This window comes from Pantoea sp. SM3640 (assembly GCF_015654165.1).
Taxonomy (GTDB): domain Bacteria; phylum Pseudomonadota; class Gammaproteobacteria; order Enterobacterales; family Enterobacteriaceae; genus Pantoea; species Pantoea vagans.
The window spans coordinates 970,408-992,424 of record NZ_CP064872.1 but is presented as its reverse complement, the minus strand read 5'-3'; the positions used below and the strand labels follow the sequence as shown (position 1 = coordinate 992,424).

Sequence of the window (22,017 nt, the reverse complement as noted above, 5' to 3'; positions counted from 1 at the left end):
ATCAAAAAGGGCGACTATGATAAGTCGCCCTTTTTGTCACTGCGGATCGCTTACTGCGAATCGATATCCTTCAGGTCATCCTGAATCGCGGCTGCGTTAGGATTGTCTTCCGGCTTGAGCTTACCGCCACGCGCCAGGAAGTCGTGACGCTGGAAGTAGGCGTTACGGATAAAGGCGTATGGATCGCTCTGCTGTTTCAGGATGGCATCAGAATCCAGCAACTGAGCGCGGGTCTCGATACCTTCCAGCGTCCATTTACCAATCGACATTGGCCAGGTCAGCCAGCCGAGGATCGGATAGAGCGTATCAACATAGTCGCCGCCATCCTGACGAACCGTGAAGCTGCCGTAAGCAGGCAGTTCAACATAAGGCCCGTAGCCGACGCCATAGTGACCCAGCGTGGTACCGAAACGATGCGGCTCTTCACGCGCCAGTTCCGGGTTGGCTTTACCGGCAACGTCGATGAATCCGCCCAGTCCCAGCACGCTGTTCAGGAAGAAACGGGTAAAGTGAATGCCCGCATCACGTCCGTTGCCGACCAGAATGGCGTTGACCATACTGGCTGGCTCTTCCAGGTTGCCGAGGAAATTGCTCAGGCCGGTACGTGCCGGGACCGGCACATAATCACGCCATGCGACAGCGACCGGACGAAGCACGTACGGATCCAGCACGTTGTAGTTAAAGTTAAACATCGTGCGGTTAAAGCCTTCGAATGGATCGCTGCGCTGCGCAGGATCGCTATTCGCCGGCTTTGAACTGGCACAACCCACCAGAAGGACGCTGGCCATAGCCAGGCTGGTCAGGCGATAATTCATTCCAATCTCCCTGTGCGGATGAAAAAGGTCAGCCCATCGTTCAGGTCACAGCCCTGTCGTATCGGCTTATCCGATGAGCATAGCTGACTTTGTGCCAGAGGCAGCAGGCAATGGCACGCATCATTTTTAACGTTATCAATTTTGACGTTCAGGGTAGCTGCTTATTGATCTCCACCGCGATCGGCTGATGGCCATCCCATGGCGTCACCGCGCTCAGACCCAGCCAGTCACCCGGCTGCGGATTGGCGCTGCCATCGCGGGAAACCCGCACCCGAACCTCAACCTGATGCTGCGCCGAAAGCAGGCGATCCGGCATCATGGCATTGCTGTCATCCAGCGTCAGCGACAGCGGGAAGTGGCTGAGCGGTATACGCTTAACCGCCACCGGTACCGGTGAATCCCCGTCAGAAACCGAAATATACAACACTCCGTCCTGAGGTAACATTTTTTCTGCCTCTGGCGTCAGCGTCACTGTCAGCGCCAGCTGACGACTCTGCTGCCCCGCATCACTTCGGGCCTTTTCAATGCTGCGGGCGATCATCGCGTGTCGCGAATCACCGGCAGGCAACAGACCCAGCAGGGTCTGCCATGCGTTGATAGCCTGATCGTAGTGCTGCTGTCCGTAAGCGTTATACGCCAGCAGGCTCAGCGTCCGCAGGTTTTGCGGATCCACTTTAAGCAATGATTGCAGCAGCAGTGATGCCTGACGGTTATCCTGCGGATCGGAGGATCTTGTCAGCACCTCTGCATAATCCTGCTTCAGCGCCAGATCGTTGGGCGAAAGCTGAAGTGCACGCTCAAAGGCCTGACTGGCCATCTCCGCATTATTCAGCACCATGCCGAGCCGCCCCAGCATCGTCCAGTCGGCCAGATTATCCGGTTCGGTTTGCAACGCGGTACGCAATCCGAGCTGTAAACGCGCCAGCTCCTCCATACTCAGCGGTTTTGCGCCGGGATCCATCAGGCGGGCACGTAGCTCAGGATACGCCTGCTGCACCTGCATCCAGCCGGTGAATTGTGCCAGGCCGCCGGTTTTCAGATAAGTGCCCAGCGAAACCGCAACCAGCACAATCAGGCCTGGCAGCAGAATCCAGCGGTTGCTGCTGTGTGATTGCAGCGTCTGTGCCGGCGGGATATCTGCCAGCAGCGTCTGCTGTAGCTCCCGTTCCATCAGCGGACGCTCAGCAACGACGCCCTGCGCTTCATCCTGCGCCAGCTCATCTATCCGCTGATGGTAGAAACGCTGATTAAGGCGATCGCGATCGCCTGCGCTGGCCTGACGCTGCCGCCAGCCCGCCGCTAGGAACAGCGTGCAGGCCGCCAGCAGTAACAGAAAAAGGGTGATCCAGAATGCACTCATTACGGCTTCCTGTCTGACTTCAGTAGCGCATTAAGACGCTGTTGCTCATTTTCATCCAGCTCGCTGCGGGTTTTGCGCTGACGGCTACGCAGGATGATCACCACGCCACCCAGCAGCGCAAACAGCGCCGGACCCGCCCACAGAATAAGAGTCGACGGCGTAACCGGTGGCGAATAGCTGACGAAGTTGCCGTAGCGCGCCACCATGTAGTCGATAATCTGCTGGCGACTCTGGCCCTGCTTCATCAGTTGATAGACTTTCAGCCGCATATCGGCGGCAATCATCGCATTCGAATCGGCAATGCTGTTGTTCTGGCATTTCGGACAGCGTAGTGACGCGGTCAGGTCGCGGTATTGCTCTTCCTGAGCCTCTGAGTCAAATTGCAGCGTGTCGATGCTTGCCCACAGGTTAATGCTGAACAGCAGGCCGCAGAGCAGTAACAGCATTCTCATGATCCCGCCTCCGCACTGTATTTCATCCACAAGGGTTTCACTTCCTGCTCCCAGACGCGCGCATTCAGATCGCCCGCATGGCGATAACGGATGATTCCTTTACCGTCGATCAGGAAGGTTTCCGGCGCGCCATAAACGCCGAGATCCAGTCCCAGCATGCCGTTGCCATCGTAGAGACTCAGCGCATACGGATTACCCAGCGTATTCAGCCAGTTAACCGCCTTTTGACGATCGTCTTTGTAGTTCAGCCCGACGACACGAATGCCCTGCTCTGCCAGCGTATTCAGATAGTGATGCTCAGCGCGGCAGGTCGGACACCAGGTCGCCCAGACGTTGAGCAATATCGGTTTGCCATCGGTCAGCACGCGCTGATCATAAGTTTTGCCCGGCTGATCCAGTGCTTCCAGCCGGAACAGCGGCACCGGTTTGCCAATCAGGGCCGATTCGAGGCGGGTCGGATCGTCGCCATCGGCATTGCGCGTCAGCTGCCACAGCAGCGCCGCCGCCAGCAGCAGAAACAGCATCAGGGGAATAAACAGAATTTTCTTGTTCATGTCCGCACCTCCGTTTCTGCTTTTTTGCGCGAACGGTAACGGGGATCAAACAGGCAGAACAGCCCGCCCACCGCCATTAGCGCGCCACCGAACCAGATCCAGCGGACAAAGGGTTTGTAGTAGATGCGCACAGCCCAGCCGCCATCCTCCAGCTCTTCGCCCAGCGCCGCGTAGAGATCGCGGCTGAAACCGCCATCGATCGCCGCTTCGGTCATCATGGTGCGGGCGGCGGTATAAAAGCGTTTTTCCGCCTGCAGCGTCGCTTCATGTTTGCCATTGCGCGTGACATCAATGATACCCATGCCGCCGCTGTAGTTTGGCCCCTGCAGATTCTGCACGCCACGGAAGACAAAGTGATAATGATGAATATCGACGCTATCGCCCGCCTTCATCCGCACATCGCGTTCGACGCTGTACTGCGTGCTGAACGCAATGCCAATCACCGTGACACCGACCCCCAGATGGCCCAGCACCATGCCCCAGTGACTGCGCGACAGATGACGTAAACCCGCAAAGAACGGATGACGATGGGTGGCGCGCTCATGCAGTTCCAGCAGCGTCAGCACGATAATCCAGAGTGACATCAGCAGACCAACCACCGTCATCGCTTCAATACGATCCTGCAGCCACCACGGAATGATCATGGAACAGGCCAGTGTCACCATCAGCGCCAGCGCCAGCCGTTTTGCCAGCTTCTGCGGTTCATCGCGACGCCAGCGCACCAACGGCCCGATCCCCATCAGCAACGCAAACGGTGCCATCAGCCAGCTGAACATCGTGTTGAAGAAGGGTTCACCGACCGAAATGCTGCCCAGCCCCAGTTGCTTGTGTACCAGCGGCAATAGCGTGCCGAGCAGCACCACCAGCATCGCGGCAATCAGCAGCACGTTATTACCCAGCAGGAACGATTCCCGCGACCAGGTTTCATTCTGAACCCGGCCACGCACCTGCCCGCCTTTAATAGCGTAGAGCAGCAGTGAACTGCCGATGACAATCACCAGAAATGCGAGGATAAACATGCCGCGCGCCGGATCGGAGGCAAAGGAGTGCACCGACACCAGCACGCCGGATCGCACCAGGAATGTCCCGAGCAGGCTCAGCGAAAATGCCGTAATCGCCAGCAGCACGGTCCAGGCCTTAAAGGTGCCGCGCTTTTCGGTGACCGCCAGCGAGTGCATCAGGGCGGTGCCCGCCAGCCATGGCATAAACGAAGCATTCTCAACGGGGTCCCAGAACCACCAGCCGCCCCAGCCCAGTTCGTAATAGGCCCAGGCAGATCCAAGGACAATCCCGATGGTCAGAAAGACCCAGGCCGCCGTCGTCCAGGGACGCGACCAGCGCGCCCAGGCGGTATCGAGCCGTCCGGCCATTAATGAGGCGATGGCGAAGGCAAACGCCACCGAAAAGCCGACATAGCCCATATAGAGCAGCGGCGGATGGAAAATCAGGCCGATATCCTGCAGCATCGGATTCAGGTCGTGCCCGTCTATCGGGAAGTCCGGCAGCGTGCGGCCAAACGGATTGGAGGTCAGCAGGATAAACAGCAGGAAGCCGAGGTTGATCATTCCCATGACGGCCAGCACGCGGGCCAGCGCATCCTGCGGCATCCCGCGGCTGAAGATCGCTACCGCCAGTGTCCATGTGCTGAGCAGCAGCACCCACAGCAGCAGTGAACCTTCGTGTGCGCCCCAGGTGGCAGAGATGCGATAGTAGACCGGCAGCAGACTGTTGGAGTTCGTGACGACATAAGCAACGGTAAAGTCGTTGCTGATAAAAGCCCAGACCAGCAGCGCAAACGCCGCCGCGATGCAGATAAATAAGCCGCAGGCCAGCGGACGCGCCATCGCCATCAGACGGGCATCCTGACGTACTGCGCCCCACAGCGGATAACTGCTCAGCAACAGGGAAAGTCCCAGCGCCAGGCAGAGCAGAAAGGTACCGATTTCGGGCATCATGATGATTTATTTCCCGCCTGATAGAGCGACTGCGGGCCGGTGTGATTACTCTTCATCGCGTCTTCAATCTCCGGCGGCGTGTATTTCTCATCATGTTTCGCCAGCACTTCTTTGGCGATAACCTGGTTGCCCGTCGTCAGCACGCCCTGCGCGACAACGCCCTGCCCTTCCCGGAACAGATCCGGCAGGATGCCTTCAAAACTGACGCTGACCACGCCGCGGGCATCATAAAGTTTGAACGATACCGCCAGCGTATTGGGATCGCGCCGGACGCTGCCGGGCATCACCATGCCACCGACTCGCAGTCGCTGGCCCGCTTCAGGCCTCTCGTGCGCCTCGCCTTTGCCGTAGAGGATTTCACCCGGGGTATAGAACAGATCGATGTTTGAGCGCAGCGCATACATCACCAGCGCAGTCGCCAGGCCAAGGCCGAGCAGGATCGCCACTGCCGCATAGAGGCGGTTGCGTCGACGGATATTCACAGTGTCTCTCCTGCCGCGTCAGCCGCGGCTTTTTTCGTTTTCGCCGCCCGGATGCGACGTTCCCGTGCATCACGCTGGCGGATCTCAGCCAGCAGGCGTCGTCGCAGCAACAGGGTATGCAGCGTCAGACCGATAAGCGGAAGCAGCGTGCAGGCAACCGCCAGCCAGACGTAAAAGGCGTAACCGCCCATCGCAAAGAAGGCGTGCCAGGAGGTAAATGCCGGGGTCATGCCTGCTCTCCCTGCTTCGCCACATCTATCGCCCAGGGACGATGACGTTCAGTTAACAGGATCAGGTTGCGCAGCCGCATCAGGGTCAGCGTAATAAACAGCAGCAGATAACCGAGGATCGACCAGCGTAGCGGCGTGCGCATGACCGGCGCAATCGCCTGCTGAAGAATGCCTGACGAACCCTGATGGAGGGTATTCCACCACTGCACCGAGAAGTGAATGATGGGCAGATTGACCACACCAACCAGAATCAGAATACCGGCGGCCCGGCCTGCGGTGCGGCGGTCATCAAAAGCGTGATAAAGCGCGATCACGCCCATATAGAGGAACAGCAGCACCAGTTCCGATGTCAGACGCGCATCCCAGATCCACCAGGTGCCCCACATCGGCTTGCCCCATGCGGAACCGGTGACCAGCGCAATAAAGGTAAAAACCGCGCCCACCGGAGCCATCGCAGCGGAAACCAGATCGGCCATCTTCATCTGCCACACCAGACCAGTAAAAGCGGCGATAGCCATGGAGGCATAGATGCCCATCGACCACATCGCGGCGGGTACATGGATATACATGATGCGAAAACTGTCGCCCTGCTGATAATCAGCAGGGGCAAATCCGAATCCCCAGACCCAGCCCAGCAGCAATGATGCCAGCCCTGCAACGGCAAACCAGGGCACCAGTCGCCCCGAAAATTGATAAAGCCGTTCGGGCCTGGCCAGCTGATGTAACGCTTTCCACATATCAGATGCTCACATTAACGATAAAAGAGTATTGCCGCGTCTTTTACGCGCGGTGGATACAAGCCGGTTACTGCAAAGTAATGCGTAGCGCCGCTGCCGTGGCAAACGGCGCGAGCGTGGCGCTGCCCAGCAGCATCGCGCCGAGAATCGCCAGATAGCCACCAATCGGCAATCCCTGACTGGCCGCCTCCATCGCCGCACTGGCGAAGATCAATACCGGAATCGCCAGCGGCAGCACCAGCAGGCTCAGCAGCACACCACCGCGTCGCAACCCCACCGTCAGACCCACGCCAATCGCACCAAGGAAACTCAGCGTTGGCGTGCCGAGCAGCAGCGTCAGGGCCATCGCCCGCCAGCCATTAAAATCCAGCGACAGCAGTAGCGCGGCCAGTGGCGACAGAATGATCAATGGCACGCCGGTGACCAGCCAGTGCGCCACCACTTTTCCTATGACCGTTACCGGTAGTGGCGTCGGCAGCAGTACCAGTTGCTCCAGCGAGCCATCACTGAAGTCATCGCGAAACAGCCGCTCAAGCGCCAGCAGCGACGCCAGCAGCGCAGCAACCCAGGCCACGCCCGGCGCAATGCTCGCCAGCTGTTGCGGGTCCGGTCCGATTCCCAATGGAAACAGAGTGATGACAATCAGGAAAAACCAGAGCGGATTAACCACATCCGCACCGCCGCGAAAGGCAATGCGCAATTCACGCTGGATGAGGCGAAACAGCATCACTCTGTCTCCATGTCGCCAAGGCGAATTTTACGCACCCGCGCCGCATCCGCAGGCAAATCCTGATGAGTTGTCAGGATCACTGCACCGCCGTTATCGGCATGACGGGCGAATTGCGCCATTAATTTTTCAATTCCCGCTTTGTCGATGGCGGTCAGTGGCTCGTCGAGAATCCAGATGCGGGCCTGACTGAGCCACAGCCGCGCCAGCGCCACCCGACGCTGCTGACCTGCCGACAAGCGGCTGACTGGTACCTCTTCATCGCCAGTGAGATCGACACTTTCGAGTGCTGCAAAGATCTGCGCATTAGTGCAATCGGGATGGTAGAAACGCAGATTTTCCAGCGGCGTGAGCACGCCTTTGATACCGGGACAGTGGCCCAGATAGAGCATCGCCTGATGCCAGGTTTCACGCTGTCGCAGGATCGACTGCTGCTGCCAGCGTATTTCACCCTCTTCCGGACGGCTCAGACCCGCCAGCAGGCGCAATAACGAGGTCTTTCCGGCACCGTTGGGGCCTTCAATCTGCACAATGTCACCAGCAGAGACGCGAAAAGAGAGCCGCCGAAACAGCGATCGTTCGTCGTATGCACAAGTAAGCGTAATGATTTCCAGCATCGAGGGGGGAATCGCACCAGCTAAAAGTGGCCGGGATATTACCACAATGTTGCTGTGGGCCGAAGTGTGAGCCAACGCTCAGTTTCGCTGTCAGTAGCTTATTCGTGCGGTATCGACGGAAGTCTGAATAAAAATGCAGTTCCGAAAAACGTTGTTACGCTTATTCGCACTGGTCGTTACATTATCAGCAAATAAAAAACGGCTACGCTTATTACGCTACAGCACTATCACCAGGAGAAAATATGAAGCCTTCATCAGGTAATGAACAGGGTCCTAACGACGTAGAGAGCGAAGAGAAGGACAAGGGCACTGACATCGAAGTCGATGAGGAGGCATTACCCTCACGCGCTGCGGCGATCCATGAAGAGATTCGTCAGGATGGTGAAAAGGAGCTGGAGCGCGACGGGATGGCGCTGCTCTGGTCAGCTATCGCGGCAGGCCTGTCTATGGGCGCCTCGCTGATGGCTAAGGGAATATTTCAGGTGCATCTTGATGGCGTACCGGGTGCGTTTCTGCTGGAAAACCTCGGTTACACCTTTGGTTTTGTTATCGTCATTATGGCGCGCCAGCAGCTCTTTACCGAAAACACCGTTACCGCCGTCTTACCGGTGATGCACAAACCGACCTGGAGCAATGCGGGTCTGCTGTTACGTTTGTGGGGCATTGTGTTGCTGGGTAACCTGATCGGTACCGCGCTGGGTGCGCTGGCGTTCAATGAGATGCCGATATTTGACGATGCAACCCGTCAGGCCTTTACCCATATCAGTATGAAGGTGATGGAACATACCCCTGGCGAGATGTTTGCCAATGCGGTGATTTCCGGCTGGATTATCGCCACCATGGTCTGGATGTTCCCCTCTGCGGGCGGCGCTAAACTGCTGGTCATTGTGATGATGACCTGGCTGGTTGCGCTGGGCGATCTGGCGCATATCGTGGTGGGCTCGGTCGAAGTGCTCTATCTGGTATTTAATGGCAGCATTAGCTGGCATGAATTTTTGTGGCCGTTTGCCCTGCCGACGCTGCTCGGCAACATTACCGGCGGCACCCTGATTTTTGCATTGATCAGCCATGCGCAGATTCGCAATGACATGAGTGAAGCGGCGGTAGCGAAAGCTAAAGCTGAAAAGCGCAAGCAGGAGAAACGCCGCCAGCGCGAAGAGCAGGAAGGCACGGAGTAGATGGCAAGGCAGATAATTAACTCTGTCTGCCTTTCAGGTCTGTTGGCTAAAGGCAATATGGCTGAAAAACGTTTACTGGAGTGTCTGCTGTAACCGGAAGTGAAGATTCAGAGCCGGGGTGCCGCTTCAGTCTGGGTGACATCCTGGACTTCAGAACAGCTGCTTTCCGCTTTCTGTACGTAATGTTCGCGCGTGCAGAAAGCCGGATTGCTGACGGAATGAGCAAACAGACGGCGATGTAGTGAATCTCATAGCCTGTTTGCGCTATACTGCGCGCCGCAGTCCTCTTAGTTAAATGGATATAACGAGCCCCTCCTAAGGGCTAGTTGCAGGTTCGATTCCTGCAGGGGACACTTTCTGCCATTCTCAGCTTGTCTCTAACAGACTAAGCCCCCTCTAAAAACAGCCAAATTAAAAAATATTCATCCGGCATTGCCTTGTAAAGACTAATGATATTTACATGCTGTTGTGTATCAGACTGCGTATAAACTGGTTCGATATTTTTTCTATACACATACTGCTATCAAATATTCAAATCAAACGCGCTAAACCGCAGGACAAGTCTTACACGCTAAACAATTGCAAAGTTATATCTCTTATGATTGATGTTAATAAGTCAAAGACTGGCCCTTACGATATCGCTTTCTCAGCAAGCCTAAGATGATTTCATTTGGTATCTATGGGAGAGTTTCATTTGCAGAGGCGGGCCGTAAACGCTATGAAGCGCGCGATGTTGGCTAATGGACTTAAGAGATGCACGTAAAGCCAATAAGATAGCGCTGCGTTTCTCACATGAGAAAAGTTTTGAAGCCGTTGCCAGAGCATGGCACAGCGGCAAAAAGTCAACCTGGTAGGATGGCTATACTAAAGAAGTTTTAGACCGTCTTGAACGCGATATTTTCCCTTATGTTGACCACCGCCCCATTGAGTAAATTGAGCCATTTGAACGATTGGCCGCCCTGCAAATGATTAAGAAGCATGGCGTATTAGAGCAGGCCAGCAAGATCCGCCGCCGCTGTGGTGAAGTTCTTCGCTTTGCTGTAGTAACGGGTCGTGTAAAGTATAATTTTGCCCACGATTTAGCTATCGCAATGAACAAGCCTAAACAGAATCACTTCCCATTCCTGACAGAAAAAGAGATTCCTGCTTTTGTTAAAGGGCTAGAAGGCTATCAGGGCAGTTTACTGACTAAATACGCTACTCAGTTACTCATGCTTACTGGTGTCCGCACCATTGAGCTCAGAGAGGCCTCGTGGTGTGAGTTTGATCTGGACAACGCTCTATGGATAATTCCCAAATATCGTATGAAGAAATGTCGCTCTCATTTAGTGCCGCTATCGTCTCAAGCCATTGAGATTTTGAATAAGCTGAAGGTGATATCGGGTAAATATCAACTGGTGTTTCCAGGCAGGAACGACGTTAGAAAGCCAATGAGCGATGCCAGTATCAATAAGGTGATAAAGGTGCTTCGCTATCATGGGCGGTTAACGGGGCATGGTTTCCGTCATATGATGAGCACCATATTGTATGAAAATGGATTCGAAAGTGCATGGATTGAGATGCAACTTGCGCATGTTGATAAGAACTCTATAAGAGGAACGTATAATCATGCGCAATACATATTGGGTAGAAAAAAGATGCTGCAATGGTATTGTGATTTCGTTTTTAACGGTTATTTAGAGTAGTTTCCTTCCTATCTCATTTGAGATTAGCACGCAATTTTGAGGTATGTTCTTCTTACCCTCAATCCTAACAGTATAAACAAAGAGAAAAATTGCAGATTTGACTAGTTTTATTAGTTGCTGAAAATGCTTTTCAAAAGACTCTTTCTCAATAAACTTTATATCTTTAAAAAATGAGTATGACTCATAAAGATCTTTAATTACACCTTTCTCATGAATAACTAAGAAATTATGTTCCAAATCATTCCGCCAAGATTTAAAGAAAGACAACTCACCATTAGTATCGTTTAAATCCATTGCAATGCTATAAAGGCCCATCAACCCTTTATTGTTAATCTTATTAAATTTCTCCCTCCGCTTATCATCTTTTAACTGCCAAAAATTATTAAAGTATATATTTCCACTCCGAGGCTTTACATCAAATAGTTCACAAAGCGCCACTGCTATTTTGTCCAGAATCCCAAAACACATTCTGAATGAAGTTCTTAACTTTTCAACATTTGAATATAAAACCTCTCCATTAAACAATTCTGAATAGCAGGACTCTTCTTCATCGCCGACAAATACGTCTCCACTAGAATATTCGAAAAACAAACGTCTTGATAAAGAATACTCGGCTTTTAAACGATTAAGCACCATCTCCATTGGAATGATAAATTCACCAAATACTCCCTCTTCTGTGGTAGCAATTGTAATATTATCTCTTGATGCTGCATAGCAGTTGCAGTAGAGTGAATGGTCAGAAAGCATCAGATTTTTATCTATACAAAACTTTTGATATGGGCTAAGTTTTAAATACTCTTCTAAACTAAGATTCTCATCCATTAAATCATCTTCATCTATCAAATTACTTTGGCAAATTTCTTTTAAAGTTTCGTCGAGACATTCAATCTTACTATTATATGTTGAAACCCATGTATGGATGCATTTCCCTGTCTCTATAGCTTTTACATATCCTAGCCTAATTTCCTTGAGCATCTTAATAGAATATGTCGTTGAAAGATCGTTTAAAAGTTCCAATGCTGCAGAACGATTAACCCATGCCTGAGGTATAGTTTCATCTATAGACAAAGCTGTATCGTAATAATCAATAGCTTCTGATATGCGATATTGTTTTTTTAAGGCGTTAGCTAAATTCACCATTAACTCAGGAGGAATACTACCTTCATCAAGTGCATACTTATAAGACATCCAAAAACAATTTTTCACTTCATTAAGCAAAATAACATCATCAAAATTTATCTGGTTACTGATATTTATATTTGAAATACAGTTTAGCCCATTAGCCAAATTATAAAAGTAAGAGGATGGGGAAATAATAGCCAGAATGTCTCTTTCATGTTCCTTTAATATTTCAACCCCTGACTTGATCACATTTACTTTTTGACCAAACCCTCCTGCATCGATTAGATAGCCAGCAATATTGCTAATAATTGAGAATTTAACCTCATATTTAATATCAAACTCAGGCAAGCAGTTTAATAATTCATAACAAATATTTGATGCTTTATCAAAATCACCAGAATCAATAAACCCTCCAACAGAATTGATTTTGGCAATAAAAGTATTCTCATCCATAATTGTACCTTAAGTCATTTTAGCTTTTAAAATGAATTACTTTCAATAAATAATAGAAACAATGAAACCTTCAAATATATCTTTCAAAAACTTCATGAGCGCAAGAGGATTATGATTTCAAACAATCATATTCGCAATGTCAAAAATCATATTTCCACGAAAACGGCGCTACACCGCACCCGCCTGCGGTTTCGTATCAAGAAATTATTTTAGTTTTGCTTTTACTCCAAAGCACTATCTCCGCCCGCGGTAGCAAAGGATTTACAGCTCATACCATTAACTAAAATCGATGAAAGGAATTCCAATTTTTTTCAGTTTTGCAACAGCCTCAATTCATTAAAATTGCGATTAACATTTTGATATTAAGTAATATTATTTTTTACGTGACTAAGAAAACCAATTTTATGCATGGTGTAAAAACTTAATCTATTGATATTTAATTACTTTTTTAGAATGACTACTGAAATTCTTTCATCGTAAAAAATAAGCCGGGCACGGACGTTCTGCCCAACATAGTAGTTAACCCTTAATCTCTCTCTGAACAACTCAAGCATTTGTTTACATTCATCCTGCCCAAGTGCGTTAAGCTGCTCCCTTACCCTTCCATCCCCTACTAACGCATTGGGATTGATGGTATGTGAAAACGAGACGTTCATTACAAAGGTGTGCACACATTCCAGACTGGTGCACTGGCAGTAAACATCCTACAGCTGTGGATGCTTTCTGTTGGTTTTGCGTATCGTTGCGTTTGTCAGGCAAACCAGGTATATCACCTAGTCGCAGCTTACCACTTCAGATCAAAAGCAGTATGATTTAATTATAACTATTCAGTTTCTATCTTTGGCAGAATAGCCTGTAGACCATGATGGTGAACATCCATTATTCTATATCCTTTAATCCGTATTGGATAATAATGATCTTACAAACTAACAAGCCAGACTCTGATTTTATGAGAATATTAAAATCACATTATCTGTTTTAAAAAATGTCTGAAAATTGAATTATAGGTTAATGAAAAAAACCAAAACAGAATACTCTTAAATTCACATCTAGCTGATTGAAAGATAATGTAATTTTTTCTGGCAACCTCCAGTACTCATGAGTTATGATCGGTCTAAACTTACAGCTTTGGTGACAATATGAATACTTTTGAAATTGAAAAAAATCTTGCTGAAAACGGTTTCAATGCTAAAGATATTGCAGCTTTAAGAATGCAAGCCGAAAAAAGTGGGACTACTTATCCAGCTTTGCTTAAAGAGCTTAGTATTCGTTTTATCACTTCAATGTTCCTGGTAGTCATTCTCGCTGTTGTCTGGATTTACACGATCATGTACAAGGATAGCCTCGCTATTACCTCATACTCAATAACAATGCTAATCATAGCTCCAATTTTTTACATTTTCACGCCGATGAAGTTGGGCTATAAATCATTCCGTTATACAAGAAAAAAGTGATTTATTTTTTATTATCGTATATTGATTTCAGAGCCGAATAGTCATTATATATTTCTACACCTAACTCAAAACGGCTCATATCTTTGACACCCCGTACAAAATCAGAATTAATGTAGTAAAAAAGACGAAATGCTTCAGGTTTTCTTATCAGCCTGAACATGCCGTACGCAGAGAGAGCAAGATCCATACTGCTGTAAGCAATTTCACCTGTTTTTTGATCGAAACCTAAAAATTTTGCTGCTCCAATGTAACCGTCTTTTAAGAAACCCTGGGCGTCGTTTTTTCCTGTAATAACATTCATCACACCTTCCTGAACGCCATTCACGCCATGTAGTGTGAGCATCGCACCAAATCCAACCCCTATTATATTCCCGGTTGCAGCTGATGCGGCCATGACTCCAAACCCAGCCACTACCTGTAACCCACTCAGCACGACTCCAACACCATTGATTACATAACCCCAGAAATCACCTTGCTGAACGAATTGTACTGAAGCATGCAATGCCGCCTGACCTGTCCGAAGAAGCTGATCTTGTCTCATGAGATTACGATGCTCTTCTTTCAGATTTTGTATACATTGCTGGCATTCTTCATCTGTGGCACCTGAACGGATAGTATCCATCTGAGCATTAACAAAAATCTTCACTTCATCCTGAAACTGAATCCTATTGTAACCATCAGACAGGTGAATCAAAGAGTAGTGATTTGATGTATTAAGCAGCTGATTAGCCTCAGCATTAGCCATAGTCAGAAAGTAATCCTTGAATCGGTCTGGTTTCCAGTAGTCCATGACTGTGCCTTTATGTCATTATACTCATCGTTAAGTTTATTTAATCAGATTCCCCTTCTCAGGGAAAGCAAAAGGACCAGCTATGAGTACAGATCTTTTCTTAAAAATCGACGGCATTACAGGCGAATCACAGGACAGCAACCATAAAGGCTGGATTGCTATTGAATCTTTCACGTGGGGTGCAAACCAGCCAGGGAACATGTCGGTTGGGGGTGGCGGTGGTGCAGGAAAGGTTCAGTATCGCGACCTATCAGTTCAGGCACTCATTGACAAAGCTACTCCAGCAATTATGCGCTATGTATCCAACGGCAAGCATGTAGGCAAGGTTGAGCTTTCGGTATGTAAAGCCGGAGGAAGCCAAATTGAGTACTGTCGCATTACGCTTGAAGACGTCCTCATCACCAATGTGGTTTTCAATGGCACTATAAATCGTGATCTGATCGGAGTCTCATATCAGTTCCAGGCATCAAAAGTCAGGACACAGTATTGGGAACAGTCAGCGAGTGGCGGCAAAGGCGCTGAAACTCAGTCAGGGTGGGATATTAAAGGTAACAAAGAACTGTAATATCTCAGGAACGTTGGGTATTTTAGCACATGCTAAATCTTGTTATTTATTTAAGGTGTCATTAAAAAAATGGCACCTTCGTATTTTATCAGGCAGCAATTACGTCTCTAAAATTATAATTATTAATTCGATAAGGCAGTCTTAAAGAAAGTTATTAATCATTATAAAAGTTAAAATTCACATATTAAGACAAAGTTAGAATAAATTTTTATGCTCTGAAAAAATCATTAAACATTGGTTCAATGTTAATTCAAAAATCAGATAGTTTATTCGGCTTAATATCAGTATTTATAACGGCAAGTTCAGAAATTTCATCGACTCCCTCGCCGACATGCCGAAGCCGTCATGCCATAAACCTGCCGGAAACGATGGCTGAAATGCGCAGAAGAGTGAAAACCACACTGAAGCGCTATCTCAGTCAGCGTCAGGTCGGGCCGAGCAAGCAATCTTCGCGCACGATCCATACGACGACGCATCACAAACTGGTGCGGCGCTTCGCCAGTGGTGTGACGGAACATACGGGCAAAATGAAACTCACTCAGCGCCGCTTCCTGCGCCAGCACAGACAGGGTTAATGGCTGGTCGAGATGGGTTTCAATAAATTCCAGAACACGCCGTAACACCACGGGAGCCAGTCCGCCCCGCATCTGTGGTAGTTGCCATTTAACCTCACTGTAGTGCTGCAACAGATGGGTCAGAAGCAGGGTTGATGCGCTGCTCAGCGTCAGCTGACTGGCGGGCTGTTGCCAGTCGCTGCTCAGCAGAAAGTGCCGATAAAGCTGGGTAATTCGGTCATCAGCGGAAAAGACTTTCTCATGCAGATTTAACTGCGCCGGGCTGCGGTCCCAGACCTGTTCGGCCAGATGCCGCAGCTGATCCTCGCTGCAATAGAGATGAACAAAAGCGAGGTCGGCACGCAAATCCCAGGTTGATTCCGTGCCTGCGGGCATCAGACAGAAGCGATCCGGTGCGCCACCGTTACGCCAGCCGTGCGCTGTTTTATGCCAGGTATCGTAGCCGCCCGCCACATAAAGACTCAGCGTGTGATGATCGCTCAGGTTGGTAACGCGATCGCCACTATTAAACCAGGCGGCCAGCTGAATGCCATTATTGAGTTGTACCTGATCGCGCAGTTGTGCTTTGTGGCGTTGCAGCATTTCAAAGGTCTGATAGGTACGCATCGGATATATCAGTTCAGATAAACAGAGGGCCAGTTTACGGATTGTGGGGGACAGAAAACAGGTCACATCGGGACGGAGGATAAAAATGCGCAAGATTTTGCAAACCCGGCGCAATCCGCAGCAAGACCCATGCGCGTTACCAGTGCAGACTCGGCGTTTTGTGGTGGAGAACCTGGCAATGAACCTGTTTTTGTATCTCTCTGTCGTGCTCATCTGGGGCACAACCTGGATTGCGATCTATGCACAACAGACTGCTGGCATGGGGGCCGTGACTGTTGCCGTGTTCTGGCGATTTTTACTGGCTTCACTGGTCATGTTATTGCTGCTTAAGCTGATAAAACGACTGCACAGGCTGACGCTGCGCGATCATCTTTTCTGCATGCTGCAAGGCTGCTGCGTCTTTGGCTTCAATTTTGTCTGTTTCTATTACGCTTCAGGCTATATCAGCAGCGGACTGGAGTCGGTCATTTTCTCTATGGCGGTGATGTACAATGCGATAAACAGCTGGATCTTTTTCCATCAGCGCCCTTCCCCGCGTCTGATTCCGGCGATCGTGCTGGGCATGGCAGGCATCGTTGCGCTGTTCTGGCACGATCTGCGCAGCACGCAGGCCTCTGCCGGGCTGATGTGGGGCATTGGTTTAAGTGCGCTGGGCACGCTGGGATTTTCATTTGGCAATATGATCAGTCAGCGGCATCAGCGTCTGCAACGTGACGTACTGACAACTAACAGCTACGGCATGTTGTATGGCGCGCTGATGATGGCACTGGTCTCACTGCTACAGGGTGTTTCACTACAGCCAATATGGAATGTCCAGTGGATTGGCGCATTAACCTATCTGGCTATCGTTGGATCGGTAATGGGTTTCGGTGCCTACTTTACGCTAGTGGGACGTATCGGCGCCAGTCGGGCTGCCTATACAACGGTCCTGTTTCCACTGGTTGCGCTGGCACTCTCGACCCGCTTTGAGGGGTATGAGTGGCATGTCAGCGCCATCCCTGGCCTTGTCATGATTCTGCTGGGCAATATCGTGATGTTTGCCCGCTGGCCGGCAAGCCGTTGCCGTGTAGTCATCTGACGCGGAGGCGGGCTCCGGCCCGCGTCCGAACAGGCATTATGCCCACTGCTGCTGAAGAAGTTTTTGTGGTTGATTGATCGCTTTACGCGCAATCCAGTAGAGCAGAACACGCTCATCGTCACTATCACGATCGGCCATCGACAGCAGTTTTAATGCCAGCGTCGATTTGGTCACAGGCTGCTGTTCTGTACTGAGTTCAATCACCGCCTGACCGATGATGCAGCAAACTTCGTCCTCACTGGTGGTGGATTCATATGTCCGGTCTTTCATATTTCCTCCTGATAAGTGAACTATCAGCCTGGCAAAAGATCCGGAAGGCTGCTCACATAACCGGCTCGCTGAAACATTCTATTACGGGTGGTTACGCTTATTTATTAAGCTGCCGCTTTGGTTACTTTTAACGCAACGCTGCGTTATCGCTGCAGACCTGCGTTGTGTCATTCATACCGCCTGAATGGCATTTCATTCCCTGAGACGTTCCGTTCATACCTTTGTTGCTCACGCGCGCGAACCACTGCTTTATTCTGACCGCAGTTTCCAGATTCCCGAACGGGAGAGATAAATTATGAACCAGACTCAACAGGCGTCTTACCAGCGTTCCCGCTGGCTTACATTGTTCGGAACGGTAATCACTCAGTTTGCGCTAGGGTCAGTTTATACATGGAGTTTGTTCAACGGCCAGTTGTCACAGAAGCTTGATGCACCGATCAGTCAGGTCGCATTTTCCTTTGGCCTGCTGAGTTTAGGTCTGGCTATCGCCTCTTCACTGGCCGGAAAATTACAGGAACGTTTTGGCGTACGCCGCGTCACAATTGGTGCGGGTGTACTGATGGCTTTGGGCTTCTGGCTCACCGCGCACGCAAATAACCTGATGATGCTCTACTTCAGTGCCGGGCTGCTGGTCGGTCTGGCCGATGGTGCCGGTTACCTGATGACGCTGTCAAACTGCGTGAAATGGTTCCCTGAACGTAAGGGGATGATCTCGGCCTGTGCAATTGGCGCTTACGGCCTTGGCAGTCTGGGATTCAAGTTTATCTGCGGAGCACTGCTGGCAACGGTCGGTCTGGAGCAGACCTTTATGATCTGGGGCGTGCTGGCCATGTCGATGATTATTCTCGGTGCGCTGCTGATGCGTGAAGCGCCACTGCAGCAGACCGGGACCACCGCCCAAGGTCAGCAACATGCGCGGGATTACACGCTGGCACAGTCAGTGCGTCTGCCGCAGTACTGGATGCTGGCGCTGATGTTCCTGACCGCCTGTATGAGCGGCCTCTATGTGATAGGGGTTGCCAAAGATATCGGCGAAGGTCTGGTGCATCTCTCCACGCAGACTGCTGCCAGCGCGGTAACGGTAATTGCGATTGCCAATCTGAGTGGTCGTCTGGTGCTGGGTGTGCTCTCAGACAAAATGCTGCGTATCCGGGTCATTTCGCTGGCGCAAATTGTGTCGCTGATCGGGATGAGTGTGCTGCTGTTTACCCGGATGAATGAGGTCACCTTCTTCCTGTCACTCGCCTGTGTGGCCTTTAGCTTTGGCGGGACCATCACGGTGTTCCCATCACTGGTCAGTGACTTTTTCGGCCTCAACAACCTGACAAAAAACTATGGCCTGCTCTACCTGGGCTTTGGTATCGGCAGCGTGCTGGGTTCGCTGGTCGCCTCACTGTTTGGTGGTTTCACTGTCACCTTCAGCCTGATTATGACATTGCTGGTCATCTCCCTGTTCCTGTCGCTCACCATCCGACTGCCACAGAGTTCCGTCACAGCAGAGCCGGTGTTGCAGCGCCACTAACTTCATGGACAACGACCACGGGCCGCCATTGCGCGGCCCGTTAACATTCAGCCGCGGAATAGCGGCTCTGCTATTCCCGCCACCGCGACGTCCACGGCAAAGATATCGCCTGACTGCGGATAGCGTGCCAGTTCCTCTTCCGTGCGATCTTCCCGTGAACTGGTGATAAACAACGTTTTAAGATCGGCACCGCCAAAGGACACCATGGTTGGCCACTTCACCGGCAGCAGGATCTCATCAACGATTTCGCTGCTCTGCGGATCGATACGTACCACGCGTCCGCCATCAAACTGTGCTGACCAGTAAAAACCTTCGCTATCCACCGCGGCACCATCCGGTAAACCCCCTTTCGCGTCAAAACGACGGAACAGCGTGCGCTCACCCGGTTCGCCCTGCTCGCTTAACGGATAACGATAGAGCGCCTCATTCGGCGTATCGCTGTGATACATCCATTGCCGGTCCGGAGAGAATGCCAGTCCGTTGGAAATTTTAATGTCCTGCGCCTTCACTTCCAGCTTCAGGTCAGGCGTCACGCGGCATAACAGACCGCCATTTTTATCCTGCGGTTCCCACAGACTGCCGCACCAGAAGTTACCCCACGGATCCACACGGCCATCATTAAAGCGACTTTGCGCGGCCACACCGGGATTCTCTGCGATCTTTTTCTCTGGTTTACCCTGCGCATCCAGCAGCCAGACACCATTGCGCAATGCGGCTATCAGCCCGCCCTGCTCACGCAGACCGATGCACCCTACCTCTTCCGCCTGCGGGAAGGTCTGCAATTCACCGCTGACCGGATCAAAACGGTGAATGGCCGGTGCCAGAATATCGACGCAATAGAGCACCTGTTCTTCTGATGACCAGAGCGGGCATTCCCCCAGTTCAGCCTGTAACGCCAGAATATTTTTTACGTTATGCGCCATGTTTCTCTCCCATTGAAATGACATGCTAATAATGTAGTGGTAAAAACTTTCAAATGAGAATTATTTTCGCTTGATTTTAAGACTATTCTCTTTGATAGTATTTGTTATTCAGCTCATTCCGATTCCCTTATTTCCTGCCGCGGCGAAATACAGCGCTCTGAAATATTCCGTCATATCTTATTAAATAACTCTACAAAGCCTGCATCTTCACTCCACTTTTCCAGCGTAGTGTCGTAGTCATTGAAAAAGAGGAGAGGCTTCCGATGAAGAGATTAATTAAAGTCACTTCGGTGGTTGCGCTGATGACATTACTAAGCGGTTGTATCATCAGCCCCAGACACGACAATGGCTGGCACCGCGGGGGTGGCGGCGGATATCATGGAGGCTACTATGGAGGTTATCACGGTGGGTATCATGGCGGTCACCATCGCCACTAACGGGCAAAGATGTCACACAGCATAAAATAAAAGCAGTAAACTTTAAGGGCGGGATAATTATCCCGCCCGTTTCATTTAGCTTTTCAGCGCATAATTACACTGGAACCAGACTTTCTTCAGCCCCGGAATATGACTTTCCTGGGCAGGCAGCGCCTCAACTTTATCAAATCCTTTATTACTGCAGTAATTCGCCAGATCGATATCCATTGCATCCCGATTGACCTTTGCCGGGTCAAAACGGTACTGCACGGTATTCGAGCTGGGATCTTCATCAACGCGTTCAAATGCCCCGGGTTTGCTGGCAGTACATCCACTCAGCAGAATCAGCGCCAGTGCGCCGGTAATTAATTTTTTCATTTAGTTATCCTCACGTTGCCGCGCAGTGTATGACGCAGCATGCCACGCATCCATAGGATTAATGCGCGAAAAAACAAAACTTGAGAAGCTTTTACCAATTAATGTAATACGATTAAACGGCTATCACTATCATGTCGGAAGTGACAGGATGTAATCAGACCAAACGAAGACTGCACCACACCAGGAAATGCCAAAAATAAAAATCTGTTCCTCTCTCTTCCCTGCCCGCGCTTAGCGGGCTTTTTTTCGCCCGCTAAACAGGAGTTTACTGACCGGTCAGTGCCACCATTCTACGTAACAGGTTAGCAGCGCGCTTGTCAGGTAATGCCAGAATGGCACTGTAGAGATCTATCGACATGGCACACAGCGAAGAGCGATCCACCGCCGTGTCGGCAGGCATATTCAGCTGCTGCAGTTTGTCGCCCCACTTCAGATAAAGCCGGCCAACAATCTTTTGCAGATCATCCTGCGCCTGCGTCTTATCAAGGGGCTGTTCGGGTGGCGGGCTATTGAGCAGCAGCAGCTCCATGGCATCGGCCTCTTTCTGATTCAGAGACGCTGGGAGTGTGGTCTGCAAATTGATGCCACCACTCACCTGCGGATAGAGATAACGGAAGCAGAGGCCCGGATCGATGTGGTTCAGCGCCCGCATCTCTTCCACCGAGATGCTGATATAGTTAACGACCGCCGCATCGGTTCCGCGCATCAGTCGCTGATTGATCACCTCAATCAGCCAGCCACGCAGTTCACCTGTCGCCCTGTCAGGCTGCTCGCCCGCACGGATCCGCCGGGTCAGCTCCTGAGTCAGCAACAGCCATAACGCCGGTTCCTGCGTCTGCAATACCCGATAGCCAGGCATCTTTGCCAGCTGATTCACCGCCTGCTCATGCTGAGCAGTCTGCTGCTGCTGCGGCGCGACCCAGCTGAACCAGAGCAGATTTGCCAGTATCAGTGGCAGCAGAAAGAGGATCAGCCCCTGCCACAAACGCAGCCGCGTGGTTTTGATCAGCACAATGACGATCAGCGCCAGCAGCGCAAACGCGGCCAGCGTAATAAAAAGCAGAGAATTCATG

General features: G+C 50.8%; 23 protein-coding genes, 1 tRNA gene and 1 pseudogene. 7 read left to right on the top strand and 18 right to left on the bottom strand.

Annotated elements, in window-relative coordinates; all coding sequences use genetic code 11:
- Positions 1-50 precede the first annotated feature (50 nt).
- The 10 genes from mlaA to ccmA all read right to left on the bottom strand — a co-directional run bounded on the left by mlaA (position 51) and on the right by ccmA (position 7,929).
- On the bottom strand, positions 51-815 hold the full coding sequence (gene mlaA / locus IV493_RS04710; protein WP_013358617.1) for a phospholipid-binding lipoprotein MlaA: 765 nt from the start codon (positions 813-815) through the stop codon (positions 51-53).
- A 148-nt stretch (positions 816-963) separates the two neighbouring features.
- Positions 964-2,175, bottom strand: a complete 1,212-nt coding sequence (ccmI, locus tag IV493_RS04705; RefSeq protein WP_195857813.1) for a c-type cytochrome biogenesis protein CcmI — start codon at positions 2,173-2,175, stop codon at positions 964-966.
- Complete coding sequence (locus tag IV493_RS04700; RefSeq protein ID WP_195857812.1) at positions 2,175-2,627, bottom strand: cytochrome c-type biogenesis protein; 453 nt, start codon at positions 2,625-2,627, stop codon at positions 2,175-2,177. The genes ccmI and IV493_RS04700 overlap by 1 nt, the downstream gene beginning before the upstream one ends.
- Positions 2,624-3,181 (bottom strand): DsbE family thiol:disulfide interchange protein, encoded by a 558-nt coding sequence (locus IV493_RS04695; protein ID WP_013358620.1) that lies wholly within the window; start codon positions 3,179-3,181, stop codon positions 2,624-2,626. Before IV493_RS04695 ends, IV493_RS04700 begins: the two co-directional genes overlap by 4 nt.
- On the bottom strand, positions 3,178-5,136 hold the full coding sequence (locus tag IV493_RS04690) for a heme lyase CcmF/NrfE family subunit (RefSeq protein WP_195857811.1): 1,959 nt from the start codon (positions 5,134-5,136) through the stop codon (positions 3,178-3,180). The genes IV493_RS04695 and IV493_RS04690 overlap by 4 nt, the downstream gene beginning before the upstream one ends.
- On the bottom strand, positions 5,133-5,618 hold the full coding sequence (gene ccmE / locus IV493_RS04685; RefSeq protein WP_195857810.1) for a cytochrome c maturation protein CcmE: 486 nt from the start codon (positions 5,616-5,618) through the stop codon (positions 5,133-5,135). Before ccmE ends, IV493_RS04690 begins: the two co-directional genes overlap by 4 nt.
- Complete coding sequence (ccmD, locus tag IV493_RS04680) at positions 5,615-5,848, bottom strand: heme exporter protein CcmD (RefSeq protein ID WP_195857809.1); 234 nt, start codon at positions 5,846-5,848, stop codon at positions 5,615-5,617. Before ccmD ends, ccmE begins: the two co-directional genes overlap by 4 nt.
- Complete coding sequence (locus tag IV493_RS04675) at positions 5,845-6,585, bottom strand: heme ABC transporter permease (RefSeq protein WP_013358624.1); 741 nt, start codon at positions 6,583-6,585, stop codon at positions 5,845-5,847. Before IV493_RS04675 ends, ccmD begins: the two co-directional genes overlap by 4 nt.
- A gap of 67 nt (positions 6,586-6,652) precedes the next feature.
- On the bottom strand, positions 6,653-7,312 hold the full coding sequence (gene ccmB, locus IV493_RS04670) for a heme exporter protein CcmB (RefSeq protein ID WP_195857808.1): 660 nt from the start codon (positions 7,310-7,312) through the stop codon (positions 6,653-6,655).
- Positions 7,312-7,929, bottom strand: coding sequence for a cytochrome c biogenesis heme-transporting ATPase CcmA (ccmA, locus tag IV493_RS04665; RefSeq protein ID WP_195857807.1), 618 nt, complete (start codon positions 7,927-7,929; stop codon positions 7,312-7,314). Before ccmA ends, ccmB begins: the two co-directional genes overlap by 1 nt.
- A gap of 242 nt (positions 7,930-8,171) precedes the next feature.
- On the opposite strand from ccmA, the gene IV493_RS04660 reads away from it, so the two are divergent.
- The 3 genes and pseudogenes from IV493_RS04660 (at position 8,172) to IV493_RS04650 (ending at position 10,792) form a co-directional block, all read left to right on the top strand.
- Entirely contained in the window at positions 8,172-9,107 is a 936-nt protein-coding gene (locus IV493_RS04660; protein ID WP_013358627.1) for a formate/nitrite transporter family protein, read from the top strand.
- A gap of 281 nt (positions 9,108-9,388) precedes the next feature.
- Positions 9,389-9,460 (top strand) — tRNA-Arg (locus IV493_RS04655).
- Between the two features lie 161 nt (positions 9,461-9,621).
- A pseudogene (locus IV493_RS04650) lies at positions 9,622-10,792 on the top strand (tyrosine-type recombinase/integrase).
- Here the strand turns inward: IV493_RS04650 and IV493_RS04645 are convergent.
- Together IV493_RS04645 and IV493_RS18660 are read right to left on the bottom strand one after the other, a co-directional pair.
- Positions 10,784-12,367 carry an LA2681 family HEPN domain-containing protein gene (locus IV493_RS04645; protein WP_195857806.1) on the bottom strand — a complete coding sequence of 528 codons (1,584 nt, stop codon included), beginning with the start codon at positions 12,365-12,367 and terminating at the stop codon, positions 10,784-10,786. The pseudogene IV493_RS04650 and the gene IV493_RS04645 sit on opposite strands and share 9 nt — an antisense overlap.
- 440 nt (positions 12,368-12,807) lie before the next feature.
- Positions 12,808-13,038, bottom strand: a complete 231-nt coding sequence (locus IV493_RS18660; protein WP_370584659.1) for a hypothetical protein — start codon at positions 13,036-13,038, stop codon at positions 12,808-12,810.
- 468 nt (positions 13,039-13,506) lie between these two features.
- On the opposite strand from IV493_RS18660, the gene IV493_RS04640 reads away from it, so the two are divergent.
- Positions 13,507-13,821: a hypothetical protein gene (locus IV493_RS04640; protein ID WP_195857805.1), complete on the top strand. Its 315-nt coding sequence runs from the start codon at positions 13,507-13,509 to the stop codon at positions 13,819-13,821.
- 1 nt (position 13,822) lies between these two features.
- Here the strand turns inward: IV493_RS04640 and IV493_RS04635 are convergent, their stop codons facing one another.
- The gene (locus tag IV493_RS04635) at positions 13,823-14,611 is read right to left on the bottom strand and encodes a DUF4225 domain-containing protein (protein WP_195857804.1); all 789 of its coding nucleotides are present in this window, start codon (positions 14,609-14,611) and stop codon (positions 13,823-13,825) included.
- Positions 14,612-14,693: 82 nt separating this feature from the next.
- Between IV493_RS04635 and IV493_RS04630 the strand changes: the two genes are divergently transcribed.
- Positions 14,694-15,176, top strand: coding sequence for a type VI secretion system tube protein Hcp (locus tag IV493_RS04630; RefSeq protein WP_195857803.1), 483 nt, complete (start codon positions 14,694-14,696; stop codon positions 15,174-15,176).
- A gap of 311 nt (positions 15,177-15,487) precedes the next feature.
- Here the strand turns inward: IV493_RS04630 and IV493_RS04625 are convergent, their stop codons facing one another.
- The gene (locus tag IV493_RS04625; RefSeq protein WP_195857802.1) at positions 15,488-16,357 is read right to left on the bottom strand and encodes a helix-turn-helix domain-containing protein; all 870 of its coding nucleotides are present in this window, start codon (positions 16,355-16,357) and stop codon (positions 15,488-15,490) included.
- A 178-nt stretch (positions 16,358-16,535) separates the two neighbouring features.
- On the opposite strand from IV493_RS04625, the gene IV493_RS04620 reads away from it, so the two are divergent.
- Positions 16,536-17,435, top strand: coding sequence for a DMT family transporter (locus tag IV493_RS04620; RefSeq protein ID WP_195857801.1), 900 nt, complete (start codon positions 16,536-16,538; stop codon positions 17,433-17,435).
- 36 nt (positions 17,436-17,471) lie between these two features.
- Here the strand turns inward: IV493_RS04620 and IV493_RS04615 are convergent, their stop codons facing one another.
- Positions 17,472-17,705 carry a hypothetical protein gene (locus IV493_RS04615; RefSeq protein WP_033733431.1) on the bottom strand — a complete coding sequence of 78 codons (234 nt, stop codon included), beginning with the start codon at positions 17,703-17,705 and terminating at the stop codon, positions 17,472-17,474.
- A 295-nt stretch (positions 17,706-18,000) separates the two neighbouring features.
- Between IV493_RS04615 and IV493_RS04610 the strand changes: the two genes are divergently transcribed.
- Entirely contained in the window at positions 18,001-19,227 is a 1,227-nt protein-coding gene (locus IV493_RS04610) for an MFS transporter (RefSeq protein WP_013358631.1), read from the top strand.
- A 47-nt stretch (positions 19,228-19,274) separates the two neighbouring features.
- On the opposite strand, the gene IV493_RS04605 is transcribed toward IV493_RS04610, so the two are convergent.
- The 3 genes from IV493_RS04605 to IV493_RS04595 all read right to left on the bottom strand — a co-directional run bounded on the left by IV493_RS04605 (position 19,275) and on the right by IV493_RS04595 (position 22,016).
- Positions 19,275-20,150: an SMP-30/gluconolactonase/LRE family protein gene (locus tag IV493_RS04605; protein WP_195857800.1), complete on the bottom strand. Its 876-nt coding sequence runs from the start codon at positions 20,148-20,150 to the stop codon at positions 19,275-19,277.
- A gap of 512 nt (positions 20,151-20,662) precedes the next feature.
- Entirely contained in the window at positions 20,663-20,944 is a 282-nt protein-coding gene (locus IV493_RS04600) for a lipoprotein (protein WP_013358633.1), read from the bottom strand.
- A 265-nt stretch (positions 20,945-21,209) separates the two neighbouring features.
- Positions 21,210-22,016: a hypothetical protein gene (locus IV493_RS04595; RefSeq protein ID WP_195857799.1), complete on the bottom strand. Its 807-nt coding sequence runs from the start codon at positions 22,014-22,016 to the stop codon at positions 21,210-21,212.
- Position 22,017: the final 1 nt, after the last annotated feature.